Origin of the sequence: Streptomyces changchenzhani (assembly GCF_039766235.1) — a bacterium.
GTDB lineage: Bacteria > Actinomycetota > Actinomycetes > Streptomycetales > Streptomycetaceae > Streptomyces.
Genome location: NZ_JBDHNH010000002.1, coordinates 115042 through 137161, shown reverse-complemented (window position 1 = coordinate 137161; position 22120 = coordinate 115042). Strand labels below are relative to the sequence as shown.

Sequence of the window (22120 nt, the reverse complement as noted above, 5' to 3'; positions counted from 1 at the left end):
CCGCAGTAGGCACTACGCAGCAGTACGCGCCCGGTATGCAGACCCTGCATACCGGGCGCACTGCTGCGGAGCCGGGCCTACAGCCGCGCCGCCTTGAGCGACATGTGCAGCAGCAGCCGGTCCTCGCCGTCGTGCAGGTCGAGGCCGGTGAGCTGCTCCACCCGGGACAGGCGGTAGTAGAGCGTCTGACGGTGGATGTTCAGGACGCTCGCCGTGCGGCCCGCCTGGCCCGCGCAGTCCAGGTACGCCTCCGTGGTGCGGGCGAGTTCGGCGTGCGCGGGGTCGAGGAGCGGACGTACCGCGGGATCGACGGGATGGCCGGGCCCGCTGTCGGGGAGCGCCGCCAACAGCCGGTACGGGCCGATCGACGCCCACTCCGCGACCGGGCCGAGGTGGGGCCGCGCCAGGGCCGCACGGGCCGCCGCCGATGCCTCGCGCCAGGCTCCGGGCAGGTCGTCGAGCGTGCTTACGGCGTTGCCGACACCGACGACGACACCGGTGGAGGTGAGCAGGTTCTTGGCCGCCGCGAGGGCGGGGGAGAGGTCCGTCCGCGTACGGATCCTGATCAGGGCGGCGAGCCGCGGACCGGCCGGTCCCGGCACCGGGACCACGCTCAGGGCCGCCGCACCCGGGACCGTACGCACCCCCGGGGCGATTTCGGTCCAGGGCGCCGCGCACAGCAGGGCGTACGGGCCACCGCCGCCCAGCGCCGTGCCGAGCGAGGCCAGCGCGGCGGCCCGGCGCTCGGCGGACTCCGAGGTGAGCAGCGTGCGCAGGTACGGGCCGAGGTCGGCGCGGGCGCGGGCCTCGTCCGCGAGACGCGCCCCGATCCGGGCGCAGACCCGCATCGCCGCTTCTGGCACCGGCCCAGGGGGTCCCTCGTCGCCGGCGAGCAGCCACACATAGCCGTGGACGGTGCCCCGGTGGCGCACCGGAAGGCAGAGCCGGCCGCGCAGCACCCCGGCCGTGGGGTCGGCGGGGATGTGCACCGGGCCCTCCGCCGTCGCGATGCCGAACTTCTCGAACCAGGACCGCACCTCGGCGGTCGAGCGCCGGGTGAGGATCGAGCGCGTACGCACCGGGTCCATGGCCGTTTCGTCGAAGCCGCTGTCGCTGTCGTGCGCGCCGAACGCGATCAGCCGGAAATCCCGGTCCTCCAGCGTCGCGGGGGCGCCGAGCAGCGCGGAGATCTCATCGACCAGCTCCTGGTAATCGTCTTTCACTCCTCCATACTCGCATCCCTTCAGACATCTGTATGAGATGCGGGCCACGGATGCCTTACAGGTGTCGATGGCTCAGGATCGGCGCGATCCTTAGATTTCACGGTGGTTCTCCGTGCCGTTCCGACCCCGTTGGGTCTGCGGCTTTGTCCGATCCTCGTCCGTGGAGGTGCCCCGTGCTGGCTCCTGTGATCCTGGCTGCCGCGCGCAGCGACAAGATGCGCCGCATCGTTTCCGCCGCGCCGGTCACCCGGCCCGTGGTGGACCGCTTCATCGTCGGGGAGTCGCTCGAACAGTCGATGACGGCCGTTCGCACGATGGCCGACCGCGGCCTCGAAATCACCCTCGACGTGCTCGGTGAGGACATCACCGACGCGAGCGAGGCGATGCGCGCCCGTGACGCGTATCTCGCGCTGGTCGACGCGCTCAAGCCGCTCGACCTGGGCGTGCGCGCCGAGATGTCGGTGAAGCTCTCGTCCTTCGGGCAGGCGCTGCCCGGCGGTCACGACCTGGCGCTGAAGAATGTCCTTTCGGTCGTCGAGGCCGCCGCCGAGATCGGCACCACGGTCACCCTCGACATGGAGGACCACACCACGGTCGACTCCACGCTCGCGATCCTCGCCGAGCTGCGCGGACGCTTCCCGAAGACCGGCGCGGTCCTCCAGTCGTACCTCTTCCGCACCGAGGACGACTGCCGCGCGCTCGCCGGGGAAGGCTCCCGGGTGCGCCTGGTCAAGGGCGCCTACAAGGAGCCCGCGGCCGTCGCGTACCAGGACAAGGCCGAGGTCGACAAGGCGTACGTCCGCTGCTTGAAGATCCTGATGGCCGGCGACGGCTACCCGATGGTCGGCTCGCACGACCCGCGCATGGTCGCCATCGCGCAGGAGCTCGCCCGCCGCGCGGGCCGCAAGCTCGACGAGTACGAATTCCAGATGCTCTTCGGCATCCGCGAGGGCGAGCAGGAACGCCTCGTCGCGGAGGGGCACCGGATGCGTGTCTACGTCGCGTACGGCTCGGACTGGTACGGATACTTCATGCGCCGCCTCGCGGAGCGCCCGGCCAACCTCGCCTTCTTCCTCCGCTCGCTCGTCAGCCGCGGCTGATCACCTCTATTACCCAAGGAGATTCAGCAACCATGGATGCTGTAACCCAGGTCCCCGCGCCGGTCAACGAGCCGGTTCACTCGTACGCCCCCGGTACTCCGGAGCGTGCCCGCCTCGACGCCAAGCTCAAGGAGCTGGCCGAGAACCCCATCGAACTCCCGATGACGATCAACGGTGAGAAGCGACTGGGCGGTGGCGAGCGGTTCGACGTCGTACAGCCGCACAACCACAAGGCCGTCCTCGGGACCGCCGCCAACGCCACGAAGCAGGACGCGCAGGACGCGGTCGATGCCGCGCTCGCCGCCGCTCCGGCGTGGCGCGCCATGGCCTTCGACGACCGCGCCGCGATCATCCTGCGCGCCGCCGAGCTGCTCTCCGGCCCCTGGCGCGAGACCGTCGCGGCCTCCACGATGCTCGGCCAGTCGAAGACCGCCCAGCAGGCGGAGATCGACACCCCTTGTGAGCTCATCGACTTCTGGCGCTTCAACGTCAAGTACGCCCGCGACCTGCTCGCCGAGCAGCCGCCGGCGAACTCCCCGGGTGTGTGGAACCGTCTGGACCACCGTCCGCTTGAGGGCTTCGTCTACGCGATCACGCCCTTCAACTTCACGGCCATCGCGGGCAACCTGCCGACCGCCCCGGCCCTGATGGGCAATGTGGTCGTGTGGAAGCCGTCCCCGACGCAGACGCACGCCGCGGTGCTGCTGATGCGGCTCCTCGAAGAGGCGGGCCTGCCCAAGGGCGTCATCAACCTGGTCACCGGTGACGGCATCGCCGTCTCCGAGGTCGCCCTGACCCACCGCGACCTGGCCGGCATCCACTTCACCGGCTCGACCAAGACCTTCCAGCACCTGTGGAAGACGGTCGGCGAGAACATCGAGAACTACCGTACGTACCCGCGTCTGGTCGGTGAGACGGGCGGCAAGGACTTCGTCGTCGCCCACCCGAGTGCCGACCGCGCGGTCCTCAAGACGGCACTGACCCGCGGTTCGTTCGAGTTCCAGGGCCAGAAGTGCTCGGCCTCCTCGCGTGCGTACGTCCCGGCCTCGATCTGGAACTCCGGCTTCAAGGAGGAGTTCGCGGCCGAGGTCGACGGCATCACCATGGGTGACGTCACCGACCTGTCGAACTTCATGGGCGCCGTCATCGACGCGCGTTCGTTCGCCAAGAACAAGGCCGCGATCGACCGCGCCGCCGCCGACCCGACCTGCACGATCGTCGCGGGCGGTACGTACGACGACTCGGTCGGCTACTTCGTCCGCCCGACGGTCATCGCGTGCACGGACCCGGCGAACGAGGTCTTCTCGACCGAGTACTTCGGCCCGATCCTCGCGATCCACGTCTACGAGGACGACAGCTACGACGCCATGCTGGAGCAGATGGAGTCGGCGTCCGACTACGCCCTGACCGGGGCCGTCATCTCTGGCGACCGCGCCGCGGCCGCGTACACGATGAACAAGCTGCGCTACGCCGCCGGCAACTTCTACATCAACGACAAGTCGACCGGCGCCGTCGTCGGCCAGCAGCCCTTCGGCGGTGGCCGCGCTTCGGGCACCAACGACAAGGCCGGCGCCCCGCAGAACCTCCAGCGCTGGACCCTGACGCGGGCCATCAAGGAGACCCTGGTCGCACCGACCGACTACACCTACCCCCACCAGGGCTGACCGCCCCGGGCGCCTGTCGCCCACGCGAACCCCCGCCCCCGTCCTGGCCCCCATACCGGACGGGGGCGGTTTGCGTGGGGGGAGCAGGGCCGGTGCTCCGCTCAGATCTTGCGCCACCGGGCCATCGCGAAGGAGAAGACGCCGAACAGCACCAGGCCCACCGCGATGACGGCCAGCAGCCACGGTCCCGCCGGGGTCTGGGTGAAGGAGCGGAGGGTGTCGTCGATGCCCTTGGCCTTGTCCGGCTCGTAGTCGACCGCGGCCTTGACCGCGAAGCCGCCGACCCCGGCGAAGACCGCGCCGCGCGCGATGCCGCCGGCCACACCTGTGACGTCGACAGCGGTACGGGTGCGGCCCGTCAACTCGCCCATTTTCAGGTGCTTGTGGTACTTGCGCAGGGCCGCGCGGCTCGCGATCCACAGGCCCGCGCCCACGATGGCCAGCCCGCCGATGCCGACGATCCACTGTCCGCCGGGAAGCTCGAAGGCCTTGGCCGTCACGTCCTGGGACTGGCCGTCGCTCTCACCGCTGCCGCTGCCCTTGTCGCCCAGGGCGAAGGCGAGCACCGAGTACGCCACGAAGCCGTAGAAGAGGGAACGGGCCAGGGACAGCAGGCGCTTGTGGGTCTTGTGGCCGTCGGGACCCGCCGCGCCGAAGATGGCCTCGGAGAGCCGCCACAGCGCCATGCCGGCAAGACCGATGCCCAGCGCCCACAACATCACGGAGCCCAGCGGCTGTTCGGCGACCTGGGCGAGCGCGCCGCCCCGGTCGGCCGTCTTGCCGCCGCTGTCGCCGAAGGCGATTCGCAGGGCCAGCAGGCCGATCAATATGTAGAGCACTCCGCGCGCCCCGAAGCCCCAGCGTGCGGCTGCTTCCAGGGCAGAACTGTCCGACGCCTGCCTCGCGGTGCGCTTGCCCCGCCCTGCCATGGCTCGTGTACTCATGTGCTCGCCTCCTTCGTCGCAATTCCTGGTGCCCCGCGCGGGCGGAACGAATCCGGCACCGGCCCGGCAGCTCGCGGGCGGACGGGCGGACGGGCGGACGGGCGGCTCGGGCAGCGTGGGCGGTCTTGTGGAATGGCAATGCGCATGTCAAATTCTCCGCAGCGTTCCCCACGGATTCCCCCACGGAAAACGGACCAAGGAGCTTCCCCCCATGAGACGTACCCTGCGTACGCATGCCGCCCTCTCCGCCCTGATCGTCATCGGCGCCCTGGGCGTCGGCGCGGCCCCGGCCGGCGCCGATTCCTCGGCCACCCCCTCGCCGTACGCCCTCGACTCCGCCCTCACCCAGCGGCTCGGCGACGACACCGCGGGCACCTACCTCGACCGGCGCACCGGCGACCTCGTGGTCACCGTCACCAGCGACAGCGCCGCCGAGCAGGTCCGCGCGGCCGGCGCGACCGCCCAGCGCGTGCAGCGCAGTGCCGCGCAGCTCGATGCCGCCATGGACACGCTGGAGTCCGAGGCGAAGATCACCGGCACGTCCTGGGGCCTGGACCCCAGGATCAACCGGATCACGGTCGAGGCCGACCGATCCGTGTCCGCGCGGGACATGGCCCGGCTGAAGAAGACGGCGGCCAAGCTCGGCGACGCGGTGCGCGTCGAGCGGGTGCCGGGGGTCTTCAAGCGGGAGATGTCCGGCGGTGACGCGATCTACGGCGGCGGTTCGCGCTGTTCGTCGGCGTTCAACGTGGCCAAGGGCGCCACCCGGTACTTCGTGACGGCGGGCCACTGCACCAATATCTCCGCCAACTGGTCGGCCACTTCGGGCGGTCCGGTGATCGGCGTCCGTGAGGGCACCAGCTTCCCGACCAACGACTACGGCATAGTGCGCTACAACGCCGCCTCCTCGGCGGCCGGTGACGTCAACCTCTACAACGGCAGCTTCCAGGACATCGCGTCCGCCGCCGACGCGGTCGTCGGCCAAGCCATCAAGAAGAGCGGCTCGACGACGAAGGTCACCAGCGGCACCGTCAGTGCGGTCAACGTCACCGTCAACTACGGGGACGGCCCGGTCCACAACATGGTCCGCACCACTGCCTGTTCGGCCGGCGGTGACAGCGGCGGTGCGCACTTCGCCGGCTCCGTCGCGCTCGGCATCCACTCGGGCAGCTCCGGTTGCACGGGCACCAGCGGCTCGGCGATTCACCAGCCGGTGAAGGAGGCCCTCGCCGCGTACGGCGTGAACGTGTTCTGAGCCAGGTGTTCTGAGCCGCGGGTAACTGAGCCACGTTTTCTGAGCACGGCCGCAGCCCCTGCCGTAAATCCGGCGGGGGCTGTGGCATGCCCAGCGAACTGAGTACCCGTCACGTGCAGCCCCTGAAAGAGTGCGGGGCATGACTGAACTGCTGCACACCGCCCACACCTCGGAGCTGGACCCGGCCGTACGCCAGGAGATCCGCGCCTTCCTCGACGCGGCCTTCGACAACGACTTCAGTGACGACGACTGGGACCACACACTCGGCGGCGTCCACGCATGGGTGCGGGACACCCGGGGAATCGCCGCGCACGGCAGCGTCATCCAGCGCCGGGTCCTGCACCGCGGGCGCTCTCTGCGCGTGGGTTACGTCGAAGCGGTGGCCGTACGGTCCGACCGGCGCAGGCAGGGCCTGGGCGGCCGGGTGATGGACGCGCTGGAGCGCGTGATCGGCACGGCGTACCGGGTGGGCGCGCTGTCCGCGTCGGACGAGGGCGCGGCGCTGTACGCGGCGCGGGGGTGGCAGGTGTGGCCCGGGGCGATTGCCGCGCTGGGGCCGGACGGGGTGGTGGCGCTGCCGGAGGAGGAGGGGACGACGTATCTGTGGCCGGGGACGAGCGGTCTGCCTGCGGTGTCGGATGCGCTGGTCTTCGACTGGCGGGAGGGGGATGTGCTGTGATTTTCCCCTCCCCGCCCCTTCCCGCTGTGACATTTTGCGGCTGCCGCCGCGTGGGGGCTCCGCCCCAGGCCCGGGTCCTCAAACGCCGGACGGGCTGGGTTTTCTGCGGCTGCGCTTGCAGAGTGCCGCAGGTCGTCAGCTGTGGGGCAACCATTCAGCCCGTCCGGCGCTTGAGGACGCGCCCGTAGGGCGTCCGGGGGGCTGGGGGCTTGCCCCCAGTTTCGGGAAGGGGCGGTTAGGGGACAAGCCCGCCGCAGGCGCCCCGCCCCGCCTAGCTACTCCGTACCCCCTTCGCGATGTCCCGCCGTATCCCCCACACCGCGAACGCGAGCCCCGCCACGCTCCCCACCCCGGCTCCGATCACCGTCTCGGAGCTGAGGAGATCCCCCGCGTCGGCATCGGTGACCAGCAGATGCACCGGGACGGCCACCGCGACAAAGGCGATCAGCGCCACGCACGCGGCCAGCATCCTGCGGTACTTCCCGCTCAGGAAGAACCGCTTCGGCGGAGGCGCCGGCGGCGCCACCAGATCCGCGGCCGGCCCGGCACTCGCCGCGGCGGGCCGCTTGAAGTACGCCAGGAAAAGCCAGTGCCCGCACGGCTCCCAGCCGTCGGGAGCGAGCCGCTCCGTGACGTCCGCCCGCCCCGTCGCGTTGTTCGCGACCTCGCGCCGGTACTCCCACCGCATCGCCGCCCCAGGCACCCGGTGGCTCACGAACATCCCGACCCGGTCGATCCGTTCGACCTCCCAGCCCTGGCCGCCGTACTGGTTCAGCATCTCCAGGTCGGCGTATATGTCGGAGGTCCACCTCCAGCTCTCCGCCTCGGCCGCAGGGTCCCCGGGCCCCGTGCCGCCCGCGCCCCCGGTGAGCCGGGCCGCGAACTCTCGCGCGGGGCCGAACTCCTCGTGCGCCGTGCCGCCGCTGTCCGCGAGGTGGCCGCTGAGGTCGGCGACCGTCGCAGCGACCTCCGGCTCCGGCATACCGCTCCGGCGCAGGGCCTTGGCCAGCTCGTCGAAGTAACTCTGCTCGGTCATGCCGTTCCCCCTGGATGCGCGATGTGGAGCTTGGACTTCACGGCCGAGTGGAACTCCAGCCAGGACTCGCTCTCGGCGGCGAGTGCCCTGCGGCCCTCGTCGGTGAGCCGGTAGTAGCGGCGCCCGGGCCCCCGCTCGGAAGCCCTGAACTCCCCTACGACGAGGCCGGCGTCTTCGAGCCGGTTCAGTACGGGATAGAGCGTCCCGCCCTTGATCTGCCCGAGCTCTGCTGCGGCGAGGGTCTGGGACATCTCGTACCCGTAGCTCTCGCCCTCGGTCAGGCAGGAGAGGACGAGGAGGTCAAGGACACCCTTGAGCCAGCTGGATCTGCGGTCTGCGGCCATGGCTGTATTCCACCACCACCTAGATAGGAATGCAATCTAGATGGCAATGCGAACCATCGTTCGCCGCCTGAATCGGCCGGTGGACCAAGATCGCGTCTCAGATAGTAGGAAGTCCGAGTAATTGTGGAGACAGACAGTCCGGCCTCACTTAGCTTGATAGAAGCCGAACGTCTCGCTCCATCAGCGAACGGCGGTCGTGAGCCGGCGCCCCCAAGCAGGCAACCCCTGCGGCGCCCACTCCCCGCCTCTTCCGGCACCTCGAAATCGTTCTGATCTCAAGGAGTCGATCATCATGGCTGAGACCGCACGCCGCGTCCGCCACACCGCCCGTACCAGCGAGTCCGACCGTAAGCAGGCGGCAGCCGCCCTGCAGCGCGCCCTGGACCGCCGCGACAACGGCGGCTCCACCGGCCACTGAGGGCCCCCGCTTCGGCTAACGGCCGCGCTGAATCTCGAAGTAGTCGACGCGCTCGCCCGATTCGGCGAGCGCGGAGACCTTGAGCTTCGGTGAGGCACCGGCCTCCGCCTCCACCGCGAGGAATGAGAAGCCGGTGTACCTGACCCGTGACCACTCCACGGTGTCCGGGTCGGGCAGCCGCAGCTTCGTCCAGTGGAACGTCACGATGTGCTCGTGGTCATGGACGTTGCCCTCGTAGCTGTCCTTCACCCCGGGCCCGAAGCTGTACAGGTCCTTGCCCGCGCCACCTGCGGTGACGTACACGATGCCGTCCCGCGTCGGGTCGGTCGACGCCCCCACCGGCACCGGTTTGCCCACCTCGCCGCCGAGGATCGCGTCCGTGCGCTCGTACACATGGTTGTGCCCGTTGATCACCAGATCGACCTGGTGCTTGGTGAAGAGCGCCAGCCACGCGTCGCGCACTCCGCCGTCCGAGGCGTGGGTGGATGTCGAATAGACGCAGTGGTGGAAGAACACCACGACGAAGTCGATCTCCGGCTGCCGCCGCAGTTCGCCCAGCCGCTTGTCGAGCCAGGCGCTCTGCGCCCCGTCGGTGTATCCCTTGTTGGCGGGGATCTCGTACGAGACGTCGTTCGCGTCCAGTGCGACCACACCGACGTTGCCGTACGTGAAGGAGTAGACGCCCGGGGCTCCCGCCGCGTCCGGCCCGTTGCCCGGGAGCGACCAGCGCGCCGACTGGCCGCCGTAACCGTTGGGGGAGTACCAGGCCTCCATGTCGTGGTTGCCGGTGGTCACCATCCACGGCACCCGTGAGGCGACGCTCTCCGTCTGCGCCAGGAACTGGTCCCACACCCGGGCGTCGTACGCGTCCGACTCCTTGCCCAGGCCCTTGCTGTCCGCGTAGCAGATGTCGCCCGCGTGCAGATGGAAGGACGGGTTCTGGCCGAGGATCAACTGGTCGTTGCCAGGGCGTCGTAGCTCACGCCCTGGTCGCCGAAGGCCGTGAAGACGAAGGTCTCGGGGAGCGCGGGCGCCGTACGGAACGATCCGATCGTCGACAGCCGCGAGGCTTCCGCCGGATCGAAGCCGTCGTGCCCCACCCCGTAGTAGTACGTCGTCCCGGGGCGCAGCCCTACTGGTCGACCGCGGGCAGCTTCCGCGTCAGCGACGGCGTGTGCAGGGCGCGCACCTCGGCCTCGATCTTCCGGCTCAGCTCCCAGGGCTTGAGCCCGACCCGCAGATACGGCTTCTTGACCGCGAACGGCACCTGCCAGGACACCCGCATCTGCGTTTTGGGGTCCGCGCCGAAGGCCAGATGCCGGCCGAAGGGCGCGACGAGCGACCCGTCCACGCGGGCGGTGACGGCGTCCGTCAGGAGGGCCGGGGAGCCCGCGTACGCCCGACTCGCGCCACCGAGCAGCGCCGCACCGCCCACGGTGGCCGCAGTCGAGGAGATGACCCGTCTGCGGGAGAGCTTCGCCCGCAGGTACTCGTGCTGCTCCGGCATGCTCATGCGGCTCGCGAGCCGGTCCGGGATGCCGGTGCGGGGGGTGTTGGTCATGCAGGAGAACTTCCCAGTAACAACCAACTGTGCCCAGTACGCAGGGTGAACAGAACCTGTCGAGGTTCTGTGCCGTTGAGCCACTCGGCCGAGCGCCCAGGACGGGGTGTCCGCATCGCGGACATCAGGTGTCAGGGGATGGGACGCGGAGTAGGGTGCCGCTATGTCTCGCAGCCTCAATCTCGCAGTGATCCCCGGTGACGGCATCGGCCAGGAAGTCGTGGCCCAGGGCCTCAAGGTCCTCAATGCGGTTCTGCCGCAGGATGTGAAGCTGGAGACCAAGGAATACGATCTCGGCGCCCAGCGCTGGCACCGCACCGGAGAGACCCTCCCGGACGCGGAGCTCGATTCCCTCAAGCAGCACGACGCCATCCTGCTCGGCGCGATCGGCGACCCTTCCGTGCCGTCCGGTGTCCTGGAGCGCGGGCTGCTGCTCAAGCTCCGCTTCGCCTTCGACCACTTCATCAATCTCCGCCCGTCGAAGCTGTTCCCGAACACCGCGACGCCGCTGGCCGGCCGCCCCGACATCGACTTCGTCGTGGTCCGCGAAGGCACCGAAGGCCCGTACACCGGCAACGGCGGCTCCCTGCGCACCGGTACACCCGCCGAGGTGGCCACCGAGGTCAGCCTCAACACGGCGTACGGCGTGGAGCGCGTCGTCCGTGACGCGTACGAGCGGGCCGCCGCCCGGCCCCGCAAGAAGCTGACGCTGGTCCACAAGAACAACGTCCTCGTGTACGCCGGTCACCTGTGGAAGCGCGTCTTCGACCAGGTCGGCGAGGAGTACCCGCAGGTCACCACCGACTATCTGCATGTCGACGCCGCGACGATCTTCTTCGTCACGCAGCCGGAGCGCTTCGACGTCATCGTCACCGACAACCTCTTCGGCGACATCCTGACCGACCTCGCCGCCGCCGTGAGCGGTGGCATCGGCCTGGCCGCCTCCGGCAACATCAACCCGACGGGCGCCTTCCCGTCCATGTTCGAGCCCGTCCACGGCTCCGCGCCCGACATCGCGGGCCAGGGCAAGGCCGACCCGACGGCCACGATTCTCTCCGTCGCACTCCTCCTGCGGCACCTCGGATTCGAGGCGCAGGCCGTCCGTATCGAGGAAGCGGTCACCGCCGACCTCGCGGGGCGCGATGGCGCGGCAGCCCGCAGCACCGACGAAATCGGCGACGCGATCTCCGTACGAGTAGCGGGCTGATCCGACGACTTCTCCCACAGCCGCCGGGTCACAGACACCCGGCGGCTGTGCTTTGGCGCGGCCGGGTGCGACCATCAATCCTGGGCCGCATTTCACGCCGTTTCGTACGCTGCCCCACACGCGCGATAATCGAACGTGGGGCCGCGGTATGAGGGGAAGCTCGGACGTCCTGACAGAGGCGTGAGCGCGGTCCACCACACACAACCGGTGAAGGACAGCACTCATGACGACGCCCACGATCGAGCTCAAGCCCTCCTCGCGCATCCTGTCCGACGCAGAGCGCGAGGCGATCCTGGCCGAGCCCGGATTCGGCCGCCACTTCACCGACCACATGGTGACGATCAGGTGGACCGAAGGCCGCGGCTGGCACGACGCGCAGCTTGTGCCCTACGCGCCGCTGTCACTCGACCCGGCCAACATGACCCTGCACTACGGCATCGAGATCTTCGAGGGTCTCAAGGCCTACCGCCACCCCGACGGCACGGTCGCCACCTTCCGCCCCGACGCGAACGCCGAGCGCTTCCAGCGGTCCGCCCGCCGCCTCGCCATGCCGGAGCTGCCGGTCGACACCTTCATCGAGGCGTGCGACGCGCTGATCAAGCAGGACGAGTCGTGGGTCCCGGAGCACGGCGGCGAATCCTCGCTCTACCTGCGCCCGTTCATGATCGCCACCGAGGTCGGCCTCGGCGTGAAGCCGGCCAACGAGTACCTCTTCCTGGTCATCGCCTCACCGGCCGGTGCGTACTTCAAGGGCGGCGTGCGGCCGGTCTCCGTCTGGCTCTCCGAGAACTACGTCCGCGCGGTTCCCGGCGGCATGGGCTTCGCCAAGACCGGCGGAAACTACGCGGCCTCCCTGCTCGCCCAGGCCGAAGCGGCCGAGAAGGGCTGCGACCAGGTCGTCTGGCTCGACGCCCTGGAGCACAGGTGGGTCGAGGAAATGGGCGGGATGAACCTGTACTTCGTGTACGGGGACAGGATCGTCACCCCCGAGCTCAACGGCTCGCTGCTGGCCGGGATCACCCGTGACTCGCTCCTCAAGCTCGCCACCGACCTCGGCTACACCTCGGAAGAGGGCCGTATCTCGATCGAGGACTGGAAGCGCGACTCCGAGAACGGCACCCTGACCGAGGTCTTCGCCTGCGGCACCGCCGCCGTCATCACCCCGGTCGGCTCGGTCAAGTCCCTCGGCGCGGACTGGACCCAGGCCGCCGGGGAGCCCGGCGAGGTCACGCTCAAGCTGCGCAAGGCGCTCCTCGACATCCAGACGGGCAAGGCGGCCGACAGCCACGGCTGGATGCACCAGCTCGGCTAGAAGCGCCCGCGAGCGAGAAGGCCGCGCCCGGCACCACGCTGCCGGGCGCGGCCTTTCGCGTGCCCCGTGTCTCCATCAGGGGCCGACAGCCTTCGCCGGCCCCGATCCGGCGAGTGCCGTCGCGATACCCGGCGCCCAGGACAACAGTTGCTCGTCCGCACCCCACGCCGCGACACACTGGAGCCCGAGTGGCAGGCCCTGCGGGGTCGCGCCCGCCGGCAGGCTCAGGGAAGGCAGGCCCACGTTGCTCCAGGGCAGGCACATGATGGAACTGCCGGTGCTGTCGAGCCCGCGGGGCGCCGGTCCGGTGGCGGCCGGGGTGATCCACAGGTCGATGCCGTGGGCGTCCTTCGCGGCGGCGATCCGCTCGCGGAACTCCTCGCGCTCCCGCCGAGCCCGCGCGTAGACGTCGTCCCCGATGTCCTGTCCCTCGCGGATCGCCTTGACGGTCTCGGGCCGGTAGAGCTCGCCGTACACCGGGAACCACTCGGCGTGGGTCCGGGCCACCTCGTAGCGGTTCATCACGAACAGCTGCGCGACGATTTGCTCGAAGTCGTCCATCACCGGCACCGGGCGTACGTCGTAACCGGCCGCCCGCACCTGCTTCACCTGGGCGTCGAAGGCATCCAGGGCCTCGGCGCCGGCGCGGTCCAGATAGGGGCCGACCGGGATGCCGAGGACCGGCGGCGCGGGTCGGCTGACGGGCGTGTCCTGCTGCCAGTCGTCGCAGACCACGGCTGCGGCCCTGACCAGGCCGGCGATATCCGGGGCGTACAGGCCCAGGGTGTCGAAGGACGGGGCGTTGGCGATGACCCCGTCCACCGGGATGCGGCCGTACGTCGGCTTGAAGCCGGTCACCCCGCAGTACGCGGCGGGGCGGATCATCGAGCCGACCGTCTGGGTGCCGACGGCGAGCGGCACCATGCCCGCGGCCACCGCGGCCGCCGATCCGCTGCTCGATCCGCCGGGGGTGTGCGCCAGGTTGCGCGGGTTGCGGGTGGGGCCCGGTGCGAGGACGGCGAACTCGGCGGTCACCGTCTTGCCCGCGACCAGCGCGCCGGCCCGCCGCAGCCGGTCCACGACCGTGGCCTGGCGGCCCGCGAGTACGTCGGGCGGCAGCGCGGAGCCGGCCCGGGTGGGCAGTCCGTCGACGCGGACGATGTCCTTGATGCCGACGGGGACGCCGTACAGCGGGGGCCGGTCGGCGGCATCGGGCCACCGCTCGGCGATGCCCTGCGCGTCGGCGGCGAGCCGTCCTGGGCGATCCGGCTCGGGGACGAAGGCGCGTACGTCTGCGTCGAGTTGAGCGATTCGGTCGGCCAGGGCGGCGGCGTTACGCGGGGCGTGGTCCACGGGGTCAGAGTAGTGGGGGCCGGTGGCGGGTGTGGGCCGGGTGCCGGGTGCGCGTGCGGGGCGGTGGGGCTCCGCCCCGGACCCCGGTGCTCAAACGCCGGGCAGGCTGAATTTCAGCCCGTCCGGCGTTTGAGGACACGCCCGAAGGGCGTCCCGGGGGTCTGGGGGCTTGCCCCCAGTTTCGGGAAGGGGCGGGTAGGGGACAAGCCCCGCGCAGCGGCCCCGCCCCGCCCGCCTACCGCAGCGCCGGCGCCGGCTCCGGCGGACGTACCGAGTCGGCTTCGGACAAGCCACTCTTCGCCCCGCGCCCCAGCACCCCGTACGCCACGCCCCCCACGATCCCCGAAAGCACAAAGCTGCAGTCCACCCCGCCCGTGAGAGCGAGCAGCGGACCTTCGTACATCGGCGTCGAGACCGCCGCGAGGCCGACCGCCGCGCCCAGCGCCCACGACACCGTCGCCGGTACGTTCCAGCCGGCCCGGAACCAGTAGACGCCGCCCTTCGCGCGGCGGTTGTAGACCTGGAGCGCCTCCGCGTCGTACCTGCCGCCGCAGCGGAAGTAGCCGATCGTCGTGATGACCGCCCAGGGCGTGCCGATCGCGGTGAGCAGCAGCACGAAGGAGGTCATCGCGGACTGCGTGTCCGACGCGAAGTGGCCCAGGAAGACGAACGCGGTGGCGACCGCGGCGACGACGAGCGTCGACCGGGCCCGCGTCGCGCGCGGCAGGATCGCGTCGAGGTCGAGCCCCATCGAGTAGAGCATCAGGCCCGCGTTGCCGACCGATCCCGCGGAGGCGGCGAGCAGCAGCGGCACCAGGTACCAGGAGGGCGCCGCGGCGACGAGCGGCCCCGCGTAGTCGAGCGCCGCGTCCGCCGCCAGCGCGGTGAAGGTGCCGAAGAGCTGCGGGATCAGCAGCCCGGCGAGCAGCCCGAGGCAGGAGGCGACGAAGACGGTGCGGGAGCTGTGGCGGCGCGGGGAGATGTACCGGGTGTAGTCGCCGAGCAGGGTGATGAAGGCGATCGGGCCGCTGAGCCCGGCGGCGACCGCCGACAGCAGCCAGGTCGGCCAGAAGCCGTCCAGGAGGTACGTCGATCCGGTGGGCGCCGCAGTCGTGAAGTCACCGGCGTACGCGACCAGGCCGAGGAGCAGCAGCATGGTCATGCCGACGGCCAGGACCTTGCTGAGCCGCAGCAGCAGCCGGTAGCCGTAGATCGCGCAGACCACCGTCAGCCCTGCGAGCAGCGCGTACACCAGGGCGTGAATCGCGCCCCCGGCAGGCAGCCCCACCAGCCGGGCCAGCACGCCGACCATGACGTCGCCGCCGATCCACAGGGTCAGCGCGGTGTAGCCGAGCGAGAGCAGCAGGCCGACGACGGAGCCGACGAGCCGCCCGCGTACGCCGAACTGGGCGCCGCTGGAGGTGGAGAGGTTGGTCGCGGTGCGCAGCGAGACCAGGGCGAGCGGCGCCGTCAGCAGGGTGCCGACGACCGTGCCCGCCACGACGGAGGTGACGGCCGGCCACAGGCCGAGCCCGAAGGACACCGGCAGCCAGCCGAAGATGATCACGCCGAGGCAGAGATTCGATCCGATGAGGATCGAAACGAGATCACGGGGACCGCTGGTGCGCTCCCCGTCGGGGATGGTGTCGACTCCGCGCTGCTCGATTGGCATGCCTTGGCTCCTGCTCCGCCGGACGACTGTTTGAGTGGCGTTCAATGTGGCTTAGTGCGAGGTGGCACGTCAATGGTTCCACTCCAGAAAGGTGATTGTTAGAGTGGTGCTCAAATTGTGCTCCCAGTCATCAGGAAGTGGGACGGCGTGCGACTGACCCCGACCGAACGCGACCGGCTACTGCTGTTCGGCGCGGCCGAGCTGGCCCGGGCGCGCCGGGCCCGCGGCCTGCGGCTCAATGTGCCGGAGGCGACCGCGCTGATCGCCGACACCGTGTGCGAGGCGGCCCGCGACGGGCTGCGGCTCGCGGAGGCCATCGCCGCGGCGCGGGCCGTGCTCGGCCCCGACGACGTCCTGCCCGGCGTCGCCGATGTGGTGACCGAGGTGCATGTGGAGGCCGTTTTCGACGACGGCTCGCGGCTCGCGGTCGTCGCGTCCCCGATCGGCGGCGGCCTGCTCGGCGACGACGCCCCGGGCGCGGTGCTGCCCGGCCCCGCGGACGCCGAGCCGCAGCCCGCGCTGCGGCTGACCGTACGCAACACCGCGACCGTCCCCATCAGCGTGACCTCGCACTTCCACTTCTTCGAGGCCAACCCCCGCCTGGACTTCGACCGCTCGGCGGCGTACGGCATGCGTCTGTGCGTCCCGGCCGGGTCGTCCGTGCGCTTCGACGCGGAAGGCGGCGAGCGCGAGGTCGGCCTGGTCCCGATCGGCGGCGACCGGATCGCGATCGGTTTCGCGGGCCTGGTCGACGGCCCGCTGGACGCGCCGGGCGCGCAGGAAGAGGCCCTGCGCAGGGCCGTGGCCTGCGGTTATCTGGGATCCGAACGGGGAGTAGAGGCATGAGCATCGATCCGCACGAGTACGCCGCCGTGCACGGGCCCCGCGCCGGGGACCGGGTCAGGCTCGGGGACTCCGGGCTGACCGTGCGCGTCGAGTCCGACGCGCAGAAGTCCGGCGACGAGTTCCTGGCCGGCTTCGGCAAGACCGCCCGCGACGGGCTGCATCTGAAGGCCGCGGCCGTCCGGGACACCTGTGACGTCGTCATCAGCAATGTGCTGGTCATCGACGTGGCGCAGGGCATCCGCAAGGTGTCCATCGGCATCAGGGAGGGCCGGATCCACGCCATCGGGCGGGCCGGGAACCCGGACACCCTCGACGGTGTGGACGTGGTCGTCGGCACAGGCACCACGATCGTGTCGGGGGAGGGAATGATCGCGACCGCGGGCTCCGTGGACACCCACGTCCATCTGCTGTCGCCCCGCATCATGGAGGCCTCGCTCGCGGCCGGCGTGACCACGATCATCGGCCAGGAGTTCGGCCCGGTCTGGGGCGTCGGCGTCAACTCGCCCTGGGCGCTGCGGCACGCCTTCGGCGCGTTCGACGCCTGGCCGGTCAACATCGGCTTCCTGGCGCGTGGTTCGTCCTCCGACGCGGCGCCGCTCGTCGAGGCACTCGCAGAGGGCGGGGCCTCCGGCTTCAAGGTGCACGAGGACATGGGCGCGCACACCCGCGCCCTCGACACCGCCCTGCGCGTCGCCGAGGAACACGATGTACAGGTCGCGCTGCACAGCGACGGGCTGAACGAGTGCCTCTCCGTCGAGGACACCCTCTCCGTACTCGACGGCCGTACGATCCACGCCTTCCACATCGAGGGTTGCGGCGGCGGTCATGTGCCCAACGTCCTGAAGATGGCGGGCGTCGCCAACGTCATCGGCTCGTCCACCAACCCGACCCTCCCTTTCGGGCGGGACGCGGTCGCCGAGCACTACGGGATGATCGTGTCCGTACACGGGCTCAAGACCGACCTGCCCGGCGACGCCGCCATGGCCCGCGACCGCATCCGCGCCGGAACCATGGGCGCCGAGGACATCCTGCACGACCTGGGCGCCATCGGAATCACCTCCTCCGACGCACAGGGCATGGGGCGCGCGGGCGAAACCGTGCGCCGTACGTTCCAGATGGCCGCGAAGATGAAGGCCGAGCTCGGCCCGATGGACGGCGACGGCCCGGCCGACGACAACGCGCGCGTGCTGCGTTACATGGCCAAGCTGACCATCAACCCCGCCATCGCCCACGGCCTGGCCCACGAGATCGGGTCGATCGAGGTCGGCAAGATGGCCGACATCGTGCTGTGGAAGCCCCAGTTCTTCGGCGCGAAACCGCAGCTCGTCCTGAAGTCGGGCTTCCCCGCGTACGGCGTGACGGGCGACCCGAACGCCGCCACCGACGACTGTGAGCCGCTCGTTCTGGGCCCGCAGTTCGGCTCGTACGGCGCGACCCCCGCCGAGATCTCGGTGGCGTTCGTCGCGCAGGCCGCCATCGACCAGGGCAACGACCTGATGCCCACCCGCCGCCGCCGCGTCGCGGTGCGCCACACGCGCGGCATCGGCCCCGCCGACCTGCGCCTCAACTCCCGTATCGGAGACGTCGGGGTCGACGCCCGCAGCGGTCTTGTCAGCCTCGACGGCGACCCGCTCCGCTCGGAGCCCGCCGACTCCGTCTCCCTCAACCGCCTCTACTTCCTCTAGGGACCCGCCATGACCTACCGCATGCCCGCCGAGTGGGCCCCGCACGAGCGCACCTGGATGGCCTGGCCGGGCCCCAACGTGACCTTCCCCAACGACGAGGAGCTCGCCGGGTCCCGCGCAGCCTGGGCCGCCGTGGCCCACGCCGTACGCGGCTTCGAGCCGGTCACCATGGTGGTGGGGCCCGGCCAGTCGGACGGCGCCCGCGCGCTGCTCGGCCCGGACATCGACCTGGTCGAGCGCGAGCTCGACGACGCCTGGATGCGTGACATCGGCCCGACCTTCGTCACCGACGAGGAGGGCCGACTGGCCGCCGTGGACTGGGTGTTCAACGGCTGGGGCGCACAGGAGTGGGCCAGCTGGGAGCACGACGCGAAGATCGCCCGCCATGTCGCGGACCTCGCGGGCGTCCCCGTCCACAGCTCACCGCTGGTCAACGAGGGCGGCGGCATCCACGTCGACGGCGAGGGTACGGTCCTGCTCACCGACACCGTCCAGCTCGGCCCGCAGCGCAACCCCGGCATGACCCGCGAAGAGGTCGAGGCCGAGATCCACGCCAGGCTCGGCACGACCAAGGCGATCTGGCTGCCGCGCGGCCTCACCGCGGACTACCCGCCGCACGGCTACGGCACCCTCGGGCACGTCGACATCGTCGCCGCGTTCGCCGCACCCGGCGTGGTCGTCGCCCACACCCAGCCCGACCCGGCGCACCCCGACCACGAGCGGTGCAAGGCGAACGTGGCCCTGCTGCGCACCCAGACCGACGCGAAGGGCCGCCTGCTCAAGGTGGTGGAGATCCCCGCCCCGACCGTCCTCACGGAGGGCGGCGAGGGCGGCGACGAGAGCGGTGGCTGGGTCGACTACTCCTACATCAACCACTACCTCTGCAACGGCGGCGTCGTGCTCTGCGCCTTCGGCGACCCGCGTGACGAGGAGGCCGCCGAGATCTTCCGCGGCCTGTTCCCCGACCGCACGGTGACCCTCGTCGACGCGCGCACGATCTTCGCGGGCGGCGGCGGCATCCACTGCATCACCCAGCAGCAGCCCGCCGTCCCCCAGCAGCAGCCCGCCGTGCGCGGCTGACCGAGTGGCCAGGTAGAACTGACGGGTGGAAATGAACGTGTCATGACCGGTGCCAAGGGCGCCACGGGCGCCAAGCCGCCGCGCCGCCGCAACACGGCCCCGCCCCGCGAGACGGTGCTCGCCGCCGCCATGGCGAGCATCGCCGAGTGCGGTCTTGAGCGGCTCACCATGGCCGGGCTCGGCCGTGAGGTCGGCATGAGCAGCGGGCATCTCCTCTACTACTTCCACAGCAAGGACGAGCTGCTCCTGCAGACACTCGAATGGAGCGAGGAGCAGCTCGGCATGGACCGCAGGGCCGCCCTCGCCCGCCAGGTCCCTGTCCGGGCACGCATCGACGCGTACGTCGACCTGTACGTCCCCGCGGGCTCCCGCGACCCCCACTGGGCGCTGTGGCTCGAACTGTGGAACCGTTCGCACGCCGTCGACGAGCCCGCCCGCGCCCGGCTCCTGGACATCGAACTGTCCTGGCACCGCGACCTGGTGGCGCTCCTCGTCGAGGGCGCGTCGCGCGGCGAACTGCGCACGGTCGACGCCGACCGCTTCGCGACCCGCTTGCGCGCGCTGCTCGACGGCTTCAGCACCCATGTGGCGATGGCCCTGCCCGGCTCGGAGCGGTCCCAAGTCCTCACCCAGATCGGCGAGTTCCTCGACGAGTCGCTCGGCTGAACCGGGTCGGTTGGACCCGGTTGTCGCCCAGCTGAACCGGGTCGGCGCCCAGCTGAACCTGATCGGTCGAGCCCCCCGGCGCGGGCGCGTCACAGGCGCAACCGCGGGGCCGGAGATGTCCGGCCCCGCCCGCATTGTGAGACGGGTGTTCCGCGGAGCGGCAGACATGCAACACTTCGTCCGTGTTCTCGTTCGCCGTGATTATGGGCAGCAGGCGCGCCGGTCCGCACTGACCGCTCGTACCACCACGTACTGAGCGGCCATCGTGCCCCAGACCCGCGCGCAGACCTCTCGCACCCGCGAGAGGTTTTTTCGTTTTCCGGCCCCACCACGGCCGGGACGAGGCGCACGGGATGATGGGGGCAAGTGGAGCCATTTCATCCGGAGCCACTCACCCGACAGGAGTCCAACCAGCCATGACCACTTCAGGCCCCGACGACAGTTTTCACGTCTTCGACACCACGCTGCGTGACGGTGCGCAGCGCGAAGGCATCAATCTGACGGTCGCGGACAAGCTGACCATTGCCCGGCACCTGGACGACTTCGGCGTGGGCTTCATCGAAGGCGGCTGGCCCGGCGCCAACCCGCGCGACACCGAGTTCTTCTCCCGCGCCAAGAAGGAGATCGACTTCAAGCACGCGCAGCTGGTGGCCTTCGGCGCCACCCGCCGCCCGAACGCCGAGGCCTCGAAGGACCCGCAGGTCAACGCCCTGCTGGAGTCCGGCGCCCCGGTGATCACCCTGGTCGCGAAGTCGCACGACCGCCATGTCGAGCTCGCCCTGCGCACCACACTCGACGAGAACATCGAGATGGTCCGCGACACCGTCTCCTACCTCCGCGCCCAGGGCCGCCGCGTCTTCGTCGACTGCGAGCACTTCTTCGACGGCTACCGCGCCAACCCCGAGTACGCCAAGTCCGTCGTACGAGCGGCTGCCGGGGCAGGCGCCGACGTCGTCATCCTCTGCGACACCAACGGCGGCATGCTCCCCGCCCAGATCCAGGCCGTCGTCACCACCGTCCTCGCCGACACCGGCGCCCGCCTGGGCATCCACACCCAGGACGACACCGGCTGCGCGGTCGCCAACACCCTCGCCGCGGTCGACGCGGGCGCCACCCACGTCCAGTGCACGGCCAACGGCTACGGCGAGCGCGTCGGCAACGCCAACCTCTTCCCGGTCGTCGCCGCGCTTGAGCTCAAGTACGGCAAGCAGGTGCTGCCCGAGGGCGCGCTGGCCGAGATGACCCGTATCTCGCACGCCATCGCCGAGGTCGTCAACCTCACCCCTTCGACCCACCAGCCGTACGTCGGCGTGTCCGCCTTCGCACACAAGGCGGGCCTGCACGCCTCGGCGATCAAGGTGGACCCCGACCTCTACCAGCACATCGCCCCCGAGCAGGTCGGCAACACCATGCGGATGCTCGTCTCCGACATGGCGGGCCGCGCCTCCATCGAGCTCAAGGGCAAGGAGCTCGGCATCGACCTGGACGGCGAGCGCGAGCTGGTCGGCCGCGTCGTCGCGCGCGTCAAGGAAAGAGAGCTCAAGGGCTACACGTACGAGGCGGCCGACGCCTCCTTCGAGCTCCTGCTGCGTGAGGAGGTCGAGGGCCGCGCCCGTGTCTACTTCCGTACGGAGTCCTGGCGCGCGATCACCGAGGACCGCCCCGACGGCACCCACGCGAACGAGGCCACGGTGAAGCTGTGGGCCAAGGGCGAGCGCATCGTCGCGACGGCGGAGGGCAACGGCCCGGTCAACGCCCTCGACAAGGCGCTGCGCGTCGGCCTGGAGCGGATCTACCCGCAGCTCGCCAAGCTGGAACTGGTCGACTACAAGGTCCGCATCCTGGAGGGCAAGCACGGCACGGAGTCCACCACCCGCGTGCTGATCACCACGGGCGACGGTGACGGCGACTGGTCCACGGTGGGTGTCGCGGAGAACGTGATCGCGGCGTCCTGGCAGGCGCTGGAGGACGCGTACACGTACGGGCTGCTCAAGGCGGGGGTCGAGCCCGCGGAATAGGGTTCTCCGGGTTTTCCGCAAGGGAAGGAGCGGGTGGCTACCCCAATCCGAGAGGTC

General features: G+C 70.6%; 18 protein-coding genes and 1 pseudogene. 12 read left to right on the top strand and 7 right to left on the bottom strand.

The window, feature by feature from the left end; genetic code table 11:
* Positions 1-77 precede the first annotated feature (77 nt).
* Positions 78-1223 carry a PucR family transcriptional regulator gene (locus ABCR94_RS08855; RefSeq protein ID WP_347118631.1) on the bottom strand — a complete coding sequence of 382 codons (1146 nt, stop codon included), beginning with the start codon at positions 1221-1223 and terminating at the stop codon, positions 78-80.
* A 173-nt stretch (positions 1224-1396) separates the two neighbouring features.
* Here ABCR94_RS08855 and ABCR94_RS08850 point away from each other — a divergent pair, with 173 nt between their 5' ends.
* Both ABCR94_RS08850 and pruA read left to right on the top strand, forming a co-directional pair.
* Positions 1397-2323, top strand: coding sequence for a proline dehydrogenase family protein (locus ABCR94_RS08850; protein ID WP_347118629.1), 927 nt, complete (start codon positions 1397-1399; stop codon positions 2321-2323).
* Between the two features lie 32 nt (positions 2324-2355).
* Positions 2356-3987, top strand: coding sequence for an L-glutamate gamma-semialdehyde dehydrogenase (gene pruA / locus ABCR94_RS08845; protein WP_347118628.1), 1632 nt, complete (start codon positions 2356-2358; stop codon positions 3985-3987).
* Positions 3988-4088: 101 nt separating this feature from the next.
* On the opposite strand, the gene ABCR94_RS08840 is transcribed toward pruA, so the two are convergent.
* Positions 4089-4931 carry a DUF1206 domain-containing protein gene (locus ABCR94_RS08840; RefSeq protein ID WP_347118627.1) on the bottom strand — a complete coding sequence of 281 codons (843 nt, stop codon included), beginning with the start codon at positions 4929-4931 and terminating at the stop codon, positions 4089-4091.
* A gap of 211 nt (positions 4932-5142) precedes the next feature.
* On the opposite strand from ABCR94_RS08840, the gene ABCR94_RS08835 reads away from it, so the two are divergent.
* Together ABCR94_RS08835 and ABCR94_RS08830 are read left to right on the top strand one after the other, a co-directional pair.
* On the top strand, positions 5143-6186 hold the full coding sequence (locus ABCR94_RS08835; RefSeq protein WP_347118626.1) for a S1 family peptidase: 1044 nt from the start codon (positions 5143-5145) through the stop codon (positions 6184-6186).
* Positions 6187-6325: 139 nt separating this feature from the next.
* On the top strand, positions 6326-6865 hold the full coding sequence (locus ABCR94_RS08830; RefSeq protein WP_347118625.1) for a GNAT family N-acetyltransferase: 540 nt from the start codon (positions 6326-6328) through the stop codon (positions 6863-6865).
* Positions 6866-7136: 271 nt separating this feature from the next.
* Here the strand turns inward: ABCR94_RS08830 and ABCR94_RS08825 are convergent, their stop codons facing one another.
* Together ABCR94_RS08825 and ABCR94_RS08820 are read right to left on the bottom strand one after the other, a co-directional pair.
* A complete protein-coding gene (locus ABCR94_RS08825; RefSeq protein ID WP_347118624.1) occupies positions 7137-7901 on the bottom strand; it encodes a hypothetical protein in 765 nt (254 codons plus the stop codon).
* Positions 7898-8245: a PadR family transcriptional regulator gene (locus tag ABCR94_RS08820; RefSeq protein WP_347118623.1), complete on the bottom strand. Its 348-nt coding sequence runs from the start codon at positions 8243-8245 to the stop codon at positions 7898-7900. Before ABCR94_RS08820 ends, ABCR94_RS08825 begins: the two co-directional genes overlap by 4 nt.
* Before the next feature lie 292 nt (positions 8246-8537).
* Between ABCR94_RS08820 and ABCR94_RS08815 the strand changes: the two genes are divergently transcribed.
* A complete protein-coding gene (locus ABCR94_RS08815; protein ID WP_347118622.1) occupies positions 8538-8663 on the top strand; it encodes a hypothetical protein in 126 nt (41 codons plus the stop codon).
* 15 nt (positions 8664-8678) lie between these two features.
* Here ABCR94_RS08815 and ABCR94_RS08810 read toward each other — a convergent pair.
* Positions 8679-10224 (bottom strand): annotated as a pseudogene (locus tag ABCR94_RS08810) (purple acid phosphatase family protein).
* 163 nt (positions 10225-10387) lie between these two features.
* Between ABCR94_RS08810 and ABCR94_RS08805 the strand changes: the two are divergent.
* Positions 10388-11431, top strand: a complete 1044-nt coding sequence (locus ABCR94_RS08805) for a 3-isopropylmalate dehydrogenase (protein WP_347118621.1) — start codon at positions 10388-10390, stop codon at positions 11429-11431.
* Between the two features lie 223 nt (positions 11432-11654).
* Positions 11655-12743: a branched-chain amino acid aminotransferase gene (locus ABCR94_RS08800; protein ID WP_347118620.1), complete on the top strand. Its 1089-nt coding sequence runs from the start codon at positions 11655-11657 to the stop codon at positions 12741-12743.
* Between the two features lie 75 nt (positions 12744-12818).
* On the opposite strand, the gene ABCR94_RS08795 is transcribed toward ABCR94_RS08800, so the two are convergent.
* Positions 12819-14096 carry an amidase gene (locus tag ABCR94_RS08795; RefSeq protein ID WP_347118619.1) on the bottom strand — a complete coding sequence of 426 codons (1278 nt, stop codon included), beginning with the start codon at positions 14094-14096 and terminating at the stop codon, positions 12819-12821.
* A gap of 235 nt (positions 14097-14331) precedes the next feature.
* On the bottom strand, positions 14332-15768 hold the full coding sequence (locus ABCR94_RS08790) for a cytosine permease (protein WP_347118618.1): 1437 nt from the start codon (positions 15766-15768) through the stop codon (positions 14332-14334).
* Between the two features lie 147 nt (positions 15769-15915).
* Between ABCR94_RS08790 and ureA the strand changes: the two genes are divergently transcribed.
* The 5 genes from ureA to cimA all read left to right on the top strand — a co-directional run bounded on the left by ureA (position 15916) and on the right by cimA (position 22063).
* On the top strand, positions 15916-16614 hold the full coding sequence (ureA, locus tag ABCR94_RS08785; RefSeq protein ID WP_347118617.1) for an urease subunit gamma: 699 nt from the start codon (positions 15916-15918) through the stop codon (positions 16612-16614).
* A complete protein-coding gene (locus ABCR94_RS08780) occupies positions 16611-18299 on the top strand; it encodes an urease subunit alpha (RefSeq protein ID WP_347118616.1) in 1689 nt (562 codons plus the stop codon). Before ureA ends, ABCR94_RS08780 begins: the two co-directional genes overlap by 4 nt.
* A 9-nt stretch (positions 18300-18308) precedes the next feature.
* On the top strand, positions 18309-19379 hold the full coding sequence (locus tag ABCR94_RS08775) for an agmatine deiminase family protein (RefSeq protein WP_347118615.1): 1071 nt from the start codon (positions 18309-18311) through the stop codon (positions 19377-19379).
* 42 nt (positions 19380-19421) lie between these two features.
* Entirely contained in the window at positions 19422-20045 is a 624-nt protein-coding gene (locus tag ABCR94_RS08770) for a TetR/AcrR family transcriptional regulator (protein WP_347118614.1), read from the top strand.
* Positions 20046-20461: 416 nt separating this feature from the next.
* Positions 20462-22063 carry a citramalate synthase gene (gene cimA / locus ABCR94_RS08765; protein WP_347118613.1) on the top strand — a complete coding sequence of 534 codons (1602 nt, stop codon included), beginning with the start codon at positions 20462-20464 and terminating at the stop codon, positions 22061-22063.
* Positions 22064-22120: the final 57 nt, after the last annotated feature.

Excerpts from the sequence above, each read along its gene's own strand:
- ABCR94_RS08790 (WP_347118618.1), bottom strand. The coding sequence starts at position 15,768 with ATGCCAATCGAGCAGCGCGGAGTCGACACCATCCCCGACGGGGAGCGC.
- ABCR94_RS08820 (WP_347118623.1), bottom strand. The coding sequence starts at position 8,245 with ATGGCCGCAGACCGCAGATCCAGCTGGCTCAAGGGTGTCCTTGACCTC.
- pruA (WP_347118628.1), top strand. The coding sequence starts at position 2,356 with ATGGATGCTGTAACCCAGGTCCCCGCGCCGGTCAACGAGCCGGTTCAC.
- ABCR94_RS08830 (WP_347118625.1), top strand. The coding sequence starts at position 6,326 with ATGACTGAACTGCTGCACACCGCCCACACCTCGGAGCTGGACCCGGCC.
- ABCR94_RS08805 (WP_347118621.1), top strand. The coding sequence starts at position 10,388 with ATGTCTCGCAGCCTCAATCTCGCAGTGATCCCCGGTGACGGCATCGGC.
- ABCR94_RS08800 (WP_347118620.1), top strand. The coding sequence starts at position 11,655 with ATGACGACGCCCACGATCGAGCTCAAGCCCTCCTCGCGCATCCTGTCC.
- ABCR94_RS08770 (WP_347118614.1), top strand. The coding sequence starts at position 19,422 with ATGACCGGTGCCAAGGGCGCCACGGGCGCCAAGCCGCCGCGCCGCCGC.
- cimA (WP_347118613.1), top strand. The coding sequence starts at position 20,462 with ATGACCACTTCAGGCCCCGACGACAGTTTTCACGTCTTCGACACCACG.
- ABCR94_RS08815 (WP_347118622.1), top strand. The coding sequence starts at position 8,538 with ATGGCTGAGACCGCACGCCGCGTCCGCCACACCGCCCGTACCAGCGAG.
- ABCR94_RS08825 (WP_347118624.1), bottom strand. The coding sequence starts at position 7,901 with ATGACCGAGCAGAGTTACTTCGACGAGCTGGCCAAGGCCCTGCGCCGG.
- ABCR94_RS08780 (WP_347118616.1), top strand. The coding sequence starts at position 16,611 with ATGAGCATCGATCCGCACGAGTACGCCGCCGTGCACGGGCCCCGCGCC.
- ABCR94_RS08840 (WP_347118627.1), bottom strand. The coding sequence starts at position 4,931 with ATGAGTACACGAGCCATGGCAGGGCGGGGCAAGCGCACCGCGAGGCAG.
- ABCR94_RS08775 (WP_347118615.1), top strand. The coding sequence starts at position 18,309 with ATGACCTACCGCATGCCCGCCGAGTGGGCCCCGCACGAGCGCACCTGG.
- ABCR94_RS08835 (WP_347118626.1), top strand. The coding sequence starts at position 5,143 with ATGAGACGTACCCTGCGTACGCATGCCGCCCTCTCCGCCCTGATCGTC.